Annotated in this window: 13 protein-coding genes; 5 read left to right on the forward strand and 8 right to left on the reverse strand. The window is 49.2% G+C overall.

Going from position 1 to position 15,060, the window contains the following annotated elements:
* From ACQY6Q_RS06750 to ACQY6Q_RS06760, 3 genes are all read left to right on the forward strand, one after another.
* The coding region (locus ACQY6Q_RS06750) for a tetratricopeptide repeat protein (RefSeq protein ID WP_427979411.1) at window positions 1–596 on the forward strand (596 nt) is incomplete at its 5' end.
* A 183-nt stretch (window positions 597–779) separates the two neighbouring features.
* Entirely contained in the window at window positions 780–1,949 is a 1,170-nt protein-coding gene (locus ACQY6Q_RS06755) for a glycerophosphodiester phosphodiesterase family protein (protein ID WP_427979414.1), read from the forward strand.
* Window positions 1,950–2,151: 202 nt separating this feature from the next.
* The gene (locus ACQY6Q_RS06760; protein ID WP_427979416.1) at window positions 2,152–2,832 is read left to right on the forward strand and encodes a tetratricopeptide repeat protein; all 681 of its coding nucleotides are present in this window, start codon (window positions 2,152–2,154) and stop codon (window positions 2,830–2,832) included.
* A 98-nt stretch (window positions 2,833–2,930) separates the two neighbouring features.
* On the opposite strand, the gene putP is transcribed toward ACQY6Q_RS06760, so the two are convergent.
* From putP to ACQY6Q_RS06780, 4 genes are all read right to left on the reverse strand, one after another.
* The gene (gene putP, locus ACQY6Q_RS06765; protein ID WP_427979418.1) at window positions 2,931–4,427 is read right to left on the reverse strand and encodes a sodium/proline symporter PutP; all 1,497 of its coding nucleotides are present in this window, start codon (window positions 4,425–4,427) and stop codon (window positions 2,931–2,933) included.
* A 45-nt stretch (window positions 4,428–4,472) separates the two neighbouring features.
* Window positions 4,473–5,180, reverse strand: a complete 708-nt coding sequence (locus tag ACQY6Q_RS06770) for a hypothetical protein (RefSeq protein WP_427979420.1) — start codon at window positions 5,178–5,180, stop codon at window positions 4,473–4,475.
* A 1-nt stretch (window position 5,181) separates the two neighbouring features.
* Window positions 5,182–8,334: a bifunctional proline dehydrogenase/L-glutamate gamma-semialdehyde dehydrogenase PutA gene (putA, locus tag ACQY6Q_RS06775; RefSeq protein WP_427979422.1), complete on the reverse strand. Its 3,153-nt coding sequence runs from the start codon at window positions 8,332–8,334 to the stop codon at window positions 5,182–5,184.
* 201 nt (window positions 8,335–8,535) lie between these two features.
* On the reverse strand, window positions 8,536–9,303 hold the full coding sequence (locus tag ACQY6Q_RS06780; protein WP_427979424.1) for an AraC family transcriptional regulator: 768 nt from the start codon (window positions 9,301–9,303) through the stop codon (window positions 8,536–8,538).
* 309 nt (window positions 9,304–9,612) lie between these two features.
* Here ACQY6Q_RS06780 and ACQY6Q_RS06785 point away from each other — a divergent pair, with 309 nt between their 5' ends.
* Window positions 9,613–10,221: a hypothetical protein gene (locus ACQY6Q_RS06785; protein WP_427979426.1), complete on the forward strand. Its 609-nt coding sequence runs from the start codon at window positions 9,613–9,615 to the stop codon at window positions 10,219–10,221.
* Between the two features lie 54 nt (window positions 10,222–10,275).
* Here the strand turns inward: ACQY6Q_RS06785 and ACQY6Q_RS06790 are convergent, their stop codons facing one another.
* Window positions 10,276–11,730 carry a RimK family protein gene (locus tag ACQY6Q_RS06790; protein ID WP_427979429.1) on the reverse strand — a complete coding sequence of 485 codons (1,455 nt, stop codon included), beginning with the start codon at window positions 11,728–11,730 and terminating at the stop codon, window positions 10,276–10,278.
* A gap of 69 nt (window positions 11,731–11,799) precedes the next feature.
* On the opposite strand from ACQY6Q_RS06790, the gene ACQY6Q_RS06795 reads away from it, so the two are divergent.
* Complete coding sequence (locus ACQY6Q_RS06795; RefSeq protein WP_427979431.1) at window positions 11,800–12,891, forward strand: GNAT family N-acetyltransferase/peptidase C39 family protein; 1,092 nt, start codon at window positions 11,800–11,802, stop codon at window positions 12,889–12,891.
* 146 nt (window positions 12,892–13,037) lie between these two features.
* Here ACQY6Q_RS06795 and phnP read toward each other — a convergent pair whose 3' ends face one another.
* From phnP to ACQY6Q_RS06810, 3 genes are all read right to left on the reverse strand, one after another.
* Window positions 13,038–13,790, reverse strand: a complete 753-nt coding sequence (gene phnP / locus ACQY6Q_RS06800) for a phosphonate metabolism protein PhnP (protein ID WP_427979433.1) — start codon at window positions 13,788–13,790, stop codon at window positions 13,038–13,040.
* Window positions 13,787–14,395 carry a ribose 1,5-bisphosphokinase gene (phnN, locus tag ACQY6Q_RS06805; RefSeq protein WP_427979436.1) on the reverse strand — a complete coding sequence of 203 codons (609 nt, stop codon included), beginning with the start codon at window positions 14,393–14,395 and terminating at the stop codon, window positions 13,787–13,789. Before phnN ends, phnP begins: the two co-directional genes overlap by 4 nt.
* Window positions 14,392–15,060 (reverse strand): alpha-D-ribose 1-methylphosphonate 5-triphosphate diphosphatase (locus tag ACQY6Q_RS06810; protein ID WP_427979438.1); only part of this gene is annotated, 669 nt, incomplete at its 5' end. The genes phnN and ACQY6Q_RS06810, both read right to left, overlap by 4 nt.

The following is a 15,060-nucleotide window of genomic DNA, read 5'->3' on the forward strand; positions in this document are numbered from 1 at the left end:
CGGTATTTAGTGTGCAAGCCAGAGAGCAGTCGGCTGCAACGGATTTGCAACTTCAGAGCTGGTGTTCACGACTCAAGAAACAGCAAAGCTGTTACAACCTGCATTTACAGCTGGCCGCTCAGGGGCGCGCAGAATCAGCCTATTGGATAGCAAAGGCGAAAGCCAAGGGCTTGTTTGAAGAGGCCGACCTTGCTGAAGCGGCAAAGTACTACCAAATTGCCAGTGATCAACATCACCCCTACGCAAGTAGAGAACTGGGCTTATTGGTTTACCACGGCGTGACGGGCAAGCGTGATTATGCACAGGCGCAACGTTTATTTGAGCAAGCCATAGAGCAGGGCAATAGCGAAAGCCTATGGGCTTTAGGGCGAATGTATCACTTTGGTCGCGGGGTAAAGCAAGACTACCAAAAAGCCTTTGAGCTATTTCATTTATCGGCGCAGCGGGGATCTAAGCCGGCGGCGAGTACCTTGGCTTATTACTATAAGCAAGGCTTAGGTACTAACCCCGATGCCGCTTTAGCTCATTATTGGGAAAACAAAGCTGATGTTACCAAGTTGGTCACTTGGAACCGCTCTATTCCTGATTATCGCTAAGCTATCATTAAGCAGAGCAAAGCCGGCTTGAGGCCGGCTTTGCTATTTTCTGCGCCATGTTTACTGGTGAGCTTCACCAAGTTGTGCCATAAATTCAACATAAAATGATCATCTGCGTGCAATCTAGCGCGTCTCTACTATTGGCTCACCATAACGCTTAACTAATGATAAGGATGATCGCCAATGAAACTGCTACACCTAGGATGGTTACTTTGCCCGCTGGCTTTACTGAGCGCCTGTGATGATAACGATATAACTCAAGCTACGGCTAACTCTGCTGCCGTGTCTAAGGTGCAATTAGGCCCTCGCCCCGCTTATTTAGTAGATCAACTTCCCGAAGGCGAATTAAAACAGCAACTCTCTGCCTGTGTTGAAAGTAAAACTAGCTATCAGGTGAGTGCTTTATCGATTGGCCACCGCGGTGCGCCGTTAATGTTTCCCGAACATACTCAAGAAAGTTACCTTGCGGCGGCGCGCATGGGGGCTGGGGTTTTGGAATGTGATGTCGCTTTAACCAAAGATGGCGAGTTAGTCTGTCGTCACTCTCATGGCGACTTACATACCACCACTAATGTGTTGGCGGTGCCTGAGCTGGCGGCTAAATGTTCGGTACCGTTTAGCCCAGCCGACCCGCTAAATGGTGTAACGGCCAGTGCGGAATGTCGCACCTCTGATTTTACTCTTGCTGAATATAAGTCTCTACAAGGGAAAATGGACTCATACAACCCCAATGCCACTACGGTGGAAGAGTATATGAATGCGACGCCAAGTTTTCGTACCGATCTCTACGCCAATACTGGCACTTTGTTATCTCACAAAGAGAGCATTGCCTTATTTAAGGCCTTGGGGGTGAAAATGACACCGGAGCTAAAAACACCATCGGCTCAAGATTTAGCCGCTGCGGGGATGACCCAACAAGAGTTTGCGCAGAAGATGATTGATGAATACCTAGAGGCCGAGGTTGCACCTAGTGATGTTTATGCCCAGTCGTTCTTGATTGATGATATCGATTTTTGGATTGCTAGCGATCCAGAGTTTGGTGAGCAAGCCGTGTATTTGTACTCTTCGGATAATGTGCCTAGCCCCACCGAGATTGCCGCTAAAGGAATTAATATTGTGGCACCAATTTATCCGATGTTAATCGAGCAGCAAAATGGCCAGTTAGTAGCCAGTGACTACGCTAAGCAGCTTAAGGATGCGGGCCTAGACATAATCACTTGGTCGTTAGAGCGTCGTTATACTAACTATGCCGAGTTGGAAGTGCTGAATGTATTAAAAACAGAGCTTGCGGTATTGGGTGTATTTGCCGATTGGCCTGCCACCGTTACCTTCTTCGATAACTGCATAAAATAGACTGATTATTCATCAAATGATTTGCTGCTAACTCGCATTAGCAGCAAATTTGTGATCTGGCTAGCTGTTTGTTGGCGGATCCCTCGCAAATTGATTAATCGCAATTAAATAATTATTCACTATTTTCTGGGCGGTAAAATGTGTTAGCGTTGCCCCCGTTGTCTTATTTGGTCATTAGGCAACGTTCAACAAAGGACAGAAAATGAAAAAATCAGTTTATGGCTTAGCCAGCTGTGTTGCCGCCGCATTGTTGGTCGGTTGCAGCCAGTCGGCGACAACGCCAACCAGCGACATTCCCACTGCCATTGAATGCAGTGGCGTATGTGGCGAACAAGAGTTTAAGCTTGCCCAGCAATACCAGCTAGCAGAGTCGCAACAGCAAGACCTAGATAAGGCCTTGGCTAACTACATTTTAGCGGCCAAAGCCGGTAATGTAGCGGCGATGACTCAAGTGGCTGTGTTGTATCAAGAAGGTCTTACTAGTGAGGGCGTTAAACCCGAGTTAGCTATTGATTGGTTAAAAGCTGCCGCCCAACAGCAGGATGCTCAGGCGCAGTTTTTACTAGCCGAAAGCTACTGGAACGGTGAAGGTGTAGCGCAAGACTTTACTCAAGCCGAGTCTTGGTACAATCAGGCGGCAATGAACAAGGATCAAGAAGCCGCTTATCTATTAGGCCTACGCTACTTTGAAGGTGAGCACATGGCTGAAGATCCGGTAACCGCTTATGTTTGGATGTCGATTGCGGCCTTATTAGGCCACCCTAATGCACCGGGTGATCGTGATTTTCTGATTGGCGAAGAGCTAGATATGAAGCAGAAAAAAGCGGCATGGCAAGAAGTGGATCGCTTAATCAAAGAACTCGATATCGAAGTTCCTTGGTAAGCTGTGAGTTACTATAGCTAGGCTAAATTCACTTAGCCTTTAAAAGGAAGGGCTTAGTCGCAGTCAACGACTAAGCCCTTTTTTATAAGTTCTTACTATTAATCAAGAGATTGCAGTTTGCTTTGGTATTCGTCAAAGCTGGCTTTTACTGTATCACTTGCACCGCCGCTCAGTTTAGACAACAGCACAATCGCCATGCTGGCAAAGATAAAGCCGGGCACGATTTCATATAAGTCAAAAATACCACCGCTAAGTTGCTTCCATAGCACCACGGTAATACCACCCACCACTACACCCGCTAGCGCACCGTTGCGGTTCATATCCTTCCAGAACAAGCTAAAGAGGATGGCCGGGCCAAAGGCCGCGCCAAAACCTGCCCAAGCGTAAGATACCAAGCCTAGCACCGAACTTTCTGGGTTCATGGCTAAAAATAGCGCCACTATAGACAGCGCAATTACCGCGATGCGGCCGACTCGAACAATTTCTTGTTGGCTAGCTTGAGGGCGGAAAACTTGCTTATAAAAGTCTTCAGCTAAAGCAGAAGAAGATACCAATAGCTGAGAGTCGGCGGTACTCATGATTGCCGCAAGAATGGCGGCCAGCAAAATACCGGCTACCACCGGATGGAAAATCGCGTTAACCAGCAACATGAAGATGGTTTCGCCATCTTTAACTGTGCCACCCAGATGCGCGTCCACGTATACAATGCCTACTACACCAATTAGTAGTGCACCAGCCATTGACAGTGCGGTCCAGCTTACCGCGATGCGTCGTGCGGTAGCGATGTCGCCATTGCGGCGGGTAGCTTTAAAGCGCGCTAGAATGTGCGGCTGACCAAAATAACCCAAGCCCCATGCCACCAAAGAGATAATGGCAATGGCCGACAAGCTTTGGCCGCTAGCGTCAGTCCATAGGTTGAGCAGCTCAGGGTTTTTTAGCTCAAGAGCCGTGCCCAAATCACTCACCGAGCCTTCCATTGCCGCAATCGGCACAATGACTAAAGCGGCGGCCATTAATAAACCCTGAACTAAATCGGTCCAAGATACCGCAAGAAAGCCGCCAAATAAGGTGTAAGACACCACGCACAAGGTGCCAACTATCACCGCGAAGCGATAATCCAAACCAAATACGGTTTCAAATAGTTTACCGCCTGCTACTAAACCCGAACTGGTATAGAACAAGAAAAACAAGAGGATGAACAAGGCCGAAATAGACTGTAATAGCTTTGATTTATCGGCGAAGCGACGGGCAAAGTATTCAGGAATAGTTAAGGCATTATCGGCAACAATCGAGTAGGTGCGAAGGCGTTTGGCGCAAATTAACCAGTTTAGCCAAGTGCCCACTAATAAGCCGCCCGCCAGCCAAATGGCTTCAATTCCTGCGGCATAGGCGTAGCCGGGAAGTCCCAACAATAACCAGCCGCTCATGTCTGATGCCCCTGCGGATAGGGCTGCAGGCCAAGGCCCTAGTGAACGGCCACCCAAGAAGTAGTCTTCAGAGTTAGACGTTCGTTTATAAGCGTAAATGCCAATTGATAGCATAACGATGAGATAGGCTACGAATGTGGCACTGATAGCAAAGCTATTTTCAATCATTAGTTATTCCTTTTGATGGCTCTTTCGAGCCTTATACGTTGTGTGTTACTCGGCGCTGCCTAATTCCAGTAGGCTCGCGTTACCGCCTACGGCGGTGATATTTATAGTGCGAGTACGCTCAGTAATAAAGCGTAAACAAAGCGTTGGCTCACTTAGCAGGGAGTAATCTTGCAGATCTCCTTCGTAAATCAGCTGCGCGATCTGACCCTCTCGCTCGGCCAACAACAGGTTAAAGCGTTGGCAAGTGTGGCTAGCCCCCACCAGAGCAACCCCTGCTAAAGCGGGCTGCTTGGCGAGTGCTTCAGCCGCGTCGTAGGCAGTGTAAATGGCCACTCTGTCGGGACAGCCTGCGCGCAATAAGTCGCTAAGCGCCAATTCCAACTGGCAATCAGCCTTGGGGTGGACACTGCATATAATGGTGTTCCCCGCCACCAGTGCGGCGCTAATTAGCCCCAGTAGCGCCACTGAATTGGCCTGTTCATCGCCGCTTAACAAAAAGCTGCCTCGACCTACACAATACAGTTCATTGCTCTCCCCAGTAGGGCCTGGCAAGGACTGAGTCTGGCCGATTAAGGCCGTTGCCTGTTGGCATTGCAAGTTGATCATGGCGACTGCTTCGGCCCAATCGGTGGAGCGCTGGCTTAGCAGTGAGGCCCATTGTTTAACAATCTCGACTCGCTGGCTTAGCGCTTGTTGCTGCCAGTGTTCAAATACCGCAAGGCTTTGTGTTAATTCGCTTATTTGCATGGTCATTTTATTGCACTCCTGAGGCCTTAATAACAGTGACTTCGGCTTGGGCGAAGCGGTATAAGTAATGGGGGCCACCCGCTTTAGGGCCAGTACCAGAAAGGCCTCGCCCACCAAAGGGTTGTACTCCCACTACCGCGCCTACTTGGTCGCGGTTGATATAACAATTGCCCACCCGAGCACGCTGTTCGATATGCCGATAAGTGCTCTCATTACGACTATGCACCCCCAATGTTAACCCAAAACCACTGTCATTTATTTGATTAATCACGCTATCAATTTGATTTGCATGAAATTTAATCACATGCAGTATTGGGCCAAAGTGTTCCTCTGTGAGTTGAGAGAGGCTGTCAATTTCAAATGCGCAGGGTGCCACATAACTACCTTGTTGGCATTCTTCGTCCAGAGGTAATTGGTAAATCAGTTGGGCGTTTTGTTGCAACCACTCGATGTGTTGCAATAGTTTTTGCTGAGCCTTTGAGTCAATAACCGGCCCTAAATCACTACTTAAGTATTCCGGACAGGCCACGCTGAGCTCGCTCATGGCACCTTGTAGCAGGCTAATGATGCGCTCGGCAATGTCTTGCTGAACAAACAATACCCGCAGTGCCGAACAGCGTTGTCCGGCAGAAGCAAAAGCAGAGCGCAGCACGTCGCGCACCACTTGCTCGGGCAGCGCGGTGCTGTCGACTATCATGGCATTTTGTCCGCCGGTTTCCGCAATAAAGGGCACCGGCAGGCTATCGCGTTTGGCTAATAGTCGGTTAATGCTTTGCGCGGTAGGTGTAGAGCCGGTAAAGGCGACCCCGGCGATGCGTGGATCGCTACATAAGGCGGGGCCTAATTCTGCGCCGCTCCCTAGTAATAGTTGAATTACTGCACCGGGAATACCGGTTTCAAGCAATAACTCGATGCAACGAGCGGCAATCAGACTGGTTTGCTCGGCCGGTTTTGCCAGCACGCAGTTACCCGCCACCAGTGCTGCCGCTATTTGGCCAATAAAGATAGCTAAGGGAAAGTTCCAAGGGCTAATGCAAACAAACAGGCCGCGGCCTTGATAACGCACTTGCTGCTGTTGCCCTTGCAGGCCGGTTTGCTCTAGAGTTTGGCTGAAAATAGATTCAGCTTGTTGGCTGTAATAACGTAAGAAGTCCACTGCTTCGCGTATTTCATCAATACTGTCGTGAACGGTTTTACCGGCTTCGCGATGGCACAGCGCTACTAGTTCGGGCATGTGCTGTTCTAATTTGTCGGCCAGCGCCCGCAGGTATTGAGCACGTTGGTTTACCGGTGTTTGCTGCCAAGTTGGGTGGGCTTGTTCGGCTGCGTCTAAAGCTGTGGCGACTTGCTCAACCTTGGCCCAGCTCACTTCACCCACTTGCTGTTGGCTTGCGTAGGGTGCCATCACTGCTTGGCGAACGTTACTTTGAGCTTGGCCGTTAATCAGTGAGTCGGCCTGCCATTGATAGTCGCCCAAAAAGGCTTCAACTTGCTGGCGAAACGGCTGCCATTGGCTTTCTATGTCGGTGGCGATACCGAGTGAATTGGCTCGCTGCTGGCCAAATAATTGCGGCGGGTTAACAATATGCGGATTATGCAAGGTCTGGCGAGAACGCAATAAGTCCACCGGATGCTTGGTGAGTTCGCTAATCGGGCAGCGGGCATCTACCAAGCGATGCACAAAGGAACTATTGGCCCCATTTTCTAAAAGTCGCCGCACAAGATAAGGCAGTAAGTCTTTATGGCTGCCTACGGGAGCATAGATACGCACCTCGCTGTTGAACAGCGCCTTGGCATGTTTGTATAAGGATTCGCCCATGCCATGCAGGCGTTGAAACTCATAATCGTTATGCGTAGCCATGGCTGAAATAGCGGCGACCGTTTGTGCATTGTGGCTGGCAAATTGCGGATAAATCAGCCCGCGATAGGGCTCACTTAATAAGACTCGGGCGCAGGCCAGGTAACTCACATCGGTGGCTTCTTTACGGGTAAACACCGGATAGGCTGGGTGGCCATGTTGCTGCGCCAGTTTTAACTCGCTATCCCAATAGGCGCCTTTCACTAAGCGCATGGGAATTACATCGCCCTGTTGTTTAGCCAAGGCCGCTAGCCAGCTAATTACCGCCAAGGCGCGTTTGGAGTAGGCTTGTACCACTAAGCCAAACTTGCCCCAACCTTGCATCGATGGATGTTGATAGAGTTTGGCGAATAACTTTAACGATAACTCTAAGCGGTCGGCTTCTTCGGCATCAATAGTAATCGCTACATCCTGTTGTCGCGCATGTTGTAGTAGTTCCAGCACACTATCAAACATCTCGCTCATCACTCGCTGTTGTTGAGCCACTTCATAGCGCGGGTGCAGCGCTGAGAGTTTAATCGAAACCGAGCAAGCTGGCCCTTTGGCCGCCGCCGATTTAGCTTGTTTGGCTACTGCGCTAATCGCTTGTAGGTAGTCTTGTTGGTATTTTTGGGCATCGCCAGCGGTGAGGGCCGATTCGCCCAACATATCAAAAGAATAGCTATAGCCTTCGCTACGAGGCCCTTGAGCATTGTTTAGCGCCTCTCGAATGCTTCTGCCTAGCACAAACTGATGGCCCATAATTTTCATCGCCTGTTGCATGGCTTGGCGGATCACCGGCTCAGAAAACTTATTCACCAGTTTATTGAGTACTTTATAGGGCTGAGCTGGAGGTTGATCTTTTAGACTCACCACCTTACCCGTTAGCATTAGTCCCCAAGTGGAGGCGTTAACAAATAGAGAGTCGGAATTTTTTAGGTGAGATTTCCAGTCGGCCACACTGAGTTTGTCGCGAATTAATGCATCGGCGGTGGCGCTATCAGGTATGCGCATCAGCGCTTCGGCTAGACACATCAGCAAAATACCTTCGCGGGTATCAAGGCTGTATTCTAGTAGCAGGGCATCGATCATTTGCAGCGCTTTTTTATCTGCCCGAACTTGTTTAATTAACTGCTCGGCAAGGCGTTGGGTTTCTGCCCGCTCTGCCGGATCTGGCTCGGCCAAGGGCAGCAGTTGATTCAGCCAAGCGGACTCATCAACACAATAAAGCGGCGAGATGTACCGCCAAAGTTGTTCTGCTGGTTGGGCAATGAAGTCGGCTTGGGCAAAGTTTTGCGCAGTTAAGGGGATGTTACTGGTCATGAGCGCTCCTCATAGAGGTATCGGTTAACTTCAAATGTTATATTTTTGTTATTAATTGACGATTGTAGATGGGTAAGCGCTAGGAGTATTTCGAAAAACAACGAATTTTTTTCGAAATACTCTGATCTTCAGTTAACACTAAGCCAGCGCAATGCTCTGTTAGTAAGTGTAGTGTATGCGGCTTGGGCTAAGGTTGAAGGCTTAGTGAAACTGACGGCGAAAGCGAGCAGGGGTTAGGGAAAAATGGCGATTAAACGCGGTGGTAAAGCTGCTTTGGCTAGCAAAACCACACAGTTGGGCTATTTGCTGAATGCTGAAATGAGGCTCAATTAGCAGTTGTTTGGCTTGCTCTAGGCGTTTAATCAAAAGGTATTGATGAGGGCTTAAGCCTGTTTGTTGGCGAAATAAGGCATAGAAGTGGCTTTCTGCCATAAACACACTGCCAGCTAGCTGGGCCACGCTGATTTTGTGCTGTAAGTGGTGTTGAATATAGCTGTCGATGCGCGCCATAGAGAGCCGTTCACCTTGGCGCTTGCTGGGCAGCGGTGAGCTTAAGTGCTTCTTCAGTATACAGACCAACGTATTGGCGCACGACTCGGCTAGTAGCGGATCGTGGGGTTGTAATAGCAGTTCTTGGCCCAGTGCTCTAATTAACAGTTGTGTTTGTTGGCTTAATTGAAAATAGCTGGGATGACGAAACAAATGTTCAAGTTTGTCTTGTAAGGAAGGCTGGGTGGTGGCAACGACATTCACGACTAATATTTGATTGTTAGCAAGGCCATTAAAGGCATGCTCGGTGCTGGCAGGCAGTAGGCAACCGTCTCCGGGGCCAACAGCTTGGCCGCGACCCTGTATATCGAACTCGGTTTTCCCGTGCAAACCAATCACCATCTGCGCGTAACTATGGCTGTGATGATGAGCTTGAGACGGTAAGCTAAGAACTTGTGCTAAGTTATTTGCTTGATGCATCGCTACCTGCTTGCTAAGTAAATTAAACAATCATGATTGTTTGCCATCAACATGTGCTGCAAAGCAAGCTCCAATAGTGAAGGAGTTCGGTAAATGTGTCAATTTTGTTAAATGTGATACTAGCGCCAAGGCATGCATGGTTGGCCAAGTTAAGTGACTAAAGACTGAGTGAGCGAGTTGGCATGTTAAATCCCTAGGTTTAAATTCCAAATCACTTTAATTTTACAGATTTTTATCTTGGTCGAAAGGTAGGTGCATGGCAAAATGCCGGACTCAGCTTAACCATGTTGTTTAACTATAGGATTTTAGATGAAATTTCGTCTCGCGCTAGGCGCTGCATTGTTAGCCACCTTACCTGCCCACGCCGATTTATTAGGGCTCACCCTCTCTACTCATATTGCCCAAACCGATTCTGAGCCTAAAGCCTCTTCTGCTTGGCAGGGCGATTTAAGCATGCGTTTTAAGCATCCTATCCCTTTAGTGCCTAATGTGGCAGTAGTGGCCAATAAACGTAAGCAAGGTGATCCTGCCGATGGCTCTAGTTATCAGGCCGAGTTGTATTACAACTTGTTTGATACTGCCGGTTTATATGTGGACTTGGGCGCCGGTTACGAGGGCTGGGAGAGCGCCAATAGTGCTACGGATGGCTCTAATGATGGCGAGCAAATCTATGCGGTAGGCCGCGTGACTTGGCGTTTTCCAGGCTCGGGCTTAGGTATAGAAAGTGATTTGAAATTGTCTTTAAGCGAAGAAGATTACCAAGCCAATTTGTTCCGCGCTGGATTAAACTACCAGTTTTTTGATAGTGCAGCTGGCGGTTTAGCGCTTTCTGGTGGTTATCAATATGAAGACATTGCAACTCGTCATTACAGTACCGACAACAGTGGTGCTTATTTAGGTTTGGCTTATAAGTTTTAAGCGTATGGTCGCGCCAGCGTAATGGCGCGACATGCCCGCTAAACCCCTGCGTGGCTAAAAGCCGCGCATTTGGATCCGCCTTAAAAACTCGGTCATAATTCGGTCATACAGTAAATCGCCTAAGAAGGCATCTTCTACATGATGGTCGATGCTCGGGTTGTCGTTTACCTCAATCACGTAAACCTGGCCGTTAATTTCTTTTAAATCCACGCCATATAAGCCCGAACCAATCAGGTTGGCGGCTTTAACCGCTATATCCACCACATTTTTAGGCACTTGTTTTAAGTCGAGTGTTTCAAAGCCACCAGAACTGACTCGGCCACTCTTATGGTGCTGATAAATTTGCCAGTGGCCGCGACTCATCATGTACTTACAGGCGAAAATAGCTTGGCGATTTAACACCCCAATGCGCCAGTCAAAGTCGGTAGGCATAAATGCCTGAGCCAAAATTAAGGCACTTTTCTCAAATAAGCTGCAGGCTTCGCGTTGTAACTCGGCTTCGTCACGCACTTTAATCACGCCACGAGAAAAGGCGCCATCGGGAATTTTAAGCACCATCGGAAAGTCCAGTTGCTCAAGTAGCTGGGTTTTCCATTGTGGATTGAAACTTTGCACTATCACGCTGGTGGGCGCGGGCACGCGATTTTGTTGCATTAGCTCGGTAAGAAATACCTTGTTAGTGCATTTCATGATTGATTCGGCATCGTCGATGACCACCAGTCCTAGCTTCTCGCCGGTTTTAGCGAAGCGATAGCTATAGTTGCCGATGTTGGTGGTGGTGCGAATAAACAGCCCGTCAAATTCTCCCAAGCGTGAAATGTCGTCTGGGCCAATGGTTTCCAAATTCATGCCCAAACGCGAGGCTGCACGTTTAAAGCGCTTTAGTGCGGAAGGATCGGAAGGCGGCATTTTTTCATCAGGGTCAACCAGCAAGGCGATGTCGTAGCGCGATTTTTTTTCTTGTCGCGGTTTGCGCCAAATTTTGCTGGAAAACAGCGCCAATGATTCAATGAAGAAGTCTTGCTCTTGATCTAACAAATCCTGAAAAGGATAGGGGGCGATATGCTGAATATTCCATTGCTCGCGATGCTTGGATAAGTGCAGCTCGATCACCGGTACCATAAATTTTTCAAATAGGTATTTTGCCAGTTTTTCTAGGCCTTTTTCGGTAGTGCGGCCAAAGTAGATTTTGCAGCTGATTTGATGCTGCTCGCGGTATGCGCTTCCCAACTTAAATAGCTCGCTGGAAATCAGCAATGGCTGGTTAATGTCGTTAATTGCCATCACTCTGGGGATTACCCTGTGGCCCCGAGCTTCAGCCATTAGCGAACAATAGTAGCCGCTACTCATGTAGTCATAATCGCGACACAGGTTAACCACTTGAACGTTTTTTTGGCCGGTGCTTTTCCAGTCGGTATTGAGGTAGTGGTCGACACTGACCACCTGCTCCGACGGAAAATATTGGCTCCAGTCACTGGCTTGGTCGGTAACGATTAAAAGATTTGCCATCGCTATATTTTTCCTGATTTTTTAGGTCTATTATTGCCAAGCAATTGGGCTTACCTATCAGGAAATCGTATGGACTTTCGTTTAGCGAACAGTTCCGATCTCGCCGAACTAAATACATTGGAACAACAGTTATTTGCTGGGGATCGCATATCGCCACGGCAAATGAAGCGCTTCTTGCACTCTTCCCAGGCCATGTTGTTTGTGGCCGACAGTGGTAAAGGTTTGGCAGGTTATGCGCTATTGCTATTTCACCAAGGTACTCAGCTTTCGAGGTTGTACTCAATTGCTGTTAAACCAGATTTCCGAGGACGTGGAATTGCCCAAAGTTTGCTAGGGCAATGCGAGCGTGCAGCTCTTGATCAAGGCGTCAATACATTACGACTAGAAGTGCGTGAAGACAATACGTCGGCGATTAATTTTTATCAAAAAATGGGCTATCAGCTGCTTAAGTTTCTGGTGCATTATTACGACGACCTTTGTGATGGTCGGCGCATGCAAAAACGCCTGTCACCGCAGGGCCCTAGAGTACAGCTGCCGATGCCCTTGTACATTCAAACTACGCCCTTTACTTGTGGCGCTGCCTGTTTGCTCATGAGCTTTAGCTGTCTCAGTGGCCATGAGCCCAGCCGCACCGAAGAGCTGCAACTATGGCGCGAAGCCACCACCATTTTTATGGCCGCCGGACATGGCGGATGCAGTGCTCAGGGTTTGGCTTTGGCGGCACTTAGGCGCGGTTATCCCATTGAGCTTTGGACCCAATCACGCTCCACCCCGTTTATTGATAGCGTGCGTGACCCCAATAAAAAACAGGTGATTGAGTTAGTCCACCAAGACTTTGTGGCTCAGCTCGCCGCTAAAGGTATTGAAGATCACAATCGTGCACCGTCGATTAGCCAATTAGAAACTTGGATAGAGCAAGGCGCGGCGGTATTGCTACTGATTAGCACCTATCGTTTTACTGGCGAAAAAGGGCCGCACTGGATAGTGCTCAGTGGCATGAGTGATAAATTTTTCTACATTCATGATCCCCACGTAGAACAGCAGAGCGATGTGGTGTCTTCGGCTTTTGTTCCGGTGGGCAAGTCTATGCTGGCGCAAATTGTCGGTTTTGGTAAGCAAAAACAAACCGCCTGTGTGGTGATTTGGCCGGCTAAATCTTAAGCCTAAGTGCAGACGCACCGCAGCGAGGCCAGACTGAACCTGGCGAAGCTAAACGGGGCTTAACTGCTGCTGGCTACTGACGCTTGAGATCTGAGCCTAGTTCCCGGCTTAACTAGCGCCATTTGGGCTTCCTTGGCTTTGTTCATTTAGAGGCTTAAACATTGTTCATCGTGGGCGACGCTAACATTAGGGCTTAAACAATCGGGATGCTCCAGTAAATAATCGTCAAGCTCATGGCCGATGTGTGTGAGCAGCCAATGGCTGTCGGGCAGAGCATGAGCCAGCTCTAATACCTCACTGAGATTGTTATGGTTTTTGGCCTTACTAGATGGCGGATTGCTACAGTCTATCACCACGTATTTAGGCGGTTGGCGTAACAATTGCTGCCAACTGCTGTCGGGAATGCCTTTGGTATCGGTTAAATAGGCAATTCGCCCTTGTGGTACACAGAACAAATAACCCAAGCAAGGTTTGGAGTGGTTTAGGGCCAGCGGAATCACTCGTAAGTGGTCAAGATGTATCGCTTGGTTGGCTTTAAGTGGCGGCTGAAAGTCGAGGATGCCGGGGTGTTTAAACAGGTCATCGCAGCCCTTAGGGTCGTCTGGTTGGTAAACCGGAAGCCTGGGGTGAATCGCCCAGCGCATATTAAACAGGGCCTGCACATGATCCATATGATAGTGAGTAAGAAAAATGCCGCTTAAGGAATGCGCAGGAAAACGGCTGGCCCATAGCGGGTGATTGGCATCGATTAGCCACTGTTTACCCTCGCTCTCTAGCAGCGCCGAGCAAAGCTTTCTGGCATAGCTAGGGTACTTGCGGGCGCGTTGGCAGGCCAAACACTCGCAGCCATAGAGAGGGCTGGCTTGTACATTGCCAGTGCCGACTAAGGTGAGTTTCATTGTAAGTAGTACTCCGTGGTTTGTTCCTCTATGTATTTTAGTAAGCTATTCACGGTTTTCTCTAAGCTGCGATTGTTATCTAAATGCCAGCAATATTTGGGCAGTTGTGCTTGGTAGTGCTCGCTACGGCGTAGCCGCGCCAGAATGTCATGTTCTTGCTCGCGGCCACGCTGGCGTAAACGCTGGGCCAAAATATCGGGTTCTACATCCAACGCAATCACTCTAAGCCGTTCACCAAACAGTTCTCTGGCAAGGGGAATTTGCTGGCGCGAGCCATTAAACAATACCGAAAAGCCCATGCTTAACCAGGTATTCACTTCATTGCCCACGGCGTAATTACAGCCATTGGCTTGCCAGTCCATGGCAAACAAACCACTGCGCTTACGGTGGGTGAACTCCGGCACGCTTAGCGCAATATGGTTTTCTGCGCTGTCATCGTTGCAGCGGGTGATGTAACGATGGGCAATTAATACACTGCTGTTAGCCTGAAGTTTGTCGCGCAGGCCATTAATGATGCTGTCTTTACCCGAACCAGAAGGGCCTACTAAGTAAAATAGCTTAGCTTCGCCACCAAACTCATCGGGCTGATATTGCTTGCCGCTCAAAATACTCGCTCTCCTTCGCGCCATACCAGCTGCACTTGCAAGCGTTCGTCACAAGGGCGGGCCAATACTAAGTCGGCTCGTTTGCCCTCGCTAATACTGCCCCTGTCATTTAAGCCTAGTGTTTGCGCCGGACTTAGGCTAACCATCTTAATAGCCTGACACAGATCGTAGTGGTTATCCGGCATATTAGCGAGCTGGTAAGCCGCATCCAGCAGGCTAGCGGGGTAGTAGTCGGAAGAAAGAATATCCAGCACGCCGTGACGGGCTAGCTCGGCGGCGGCCACATTGCCAGAGTGAGAACCGCCGCGCACGATATTAGGCGCGCCCATCATCACTTTTAGCCCAGCCTCATGCGAGGCTTTAGCCGCCGCTACAGTGGTGGGAAATTCGGCTACTGCACAGCCTAAGGAGGCTGATTCTAAGGCATGTGCCTCGGTGGCATCATCATGGCTGGCCAAGGCGATGCGGCGTTGGCGCGCCGATTGCGCAATTTGCTGGCGGTTGGCGTCAGACCATTTTTCTGAAGCGGCGGTTTGCTCGGCTTCAAACTTGGCCATTTCCGCATCGTTAAGGCCGTATTTGCCCATGTAGTAGGTGCGGTATTTTTCGCTGTCGACAAACTGGCGCTGACCGGGGGTATGATCCATTAACGACACCATCGCCAC

This window comes from Agarivorans sp., assembly GCF_050295395.1.
Lineage (GTDB): Bacteria > Pseudomonadota > Gammaproteobacteria > Enterobacterales > Celerinatantimonadaceae > Agarivorans.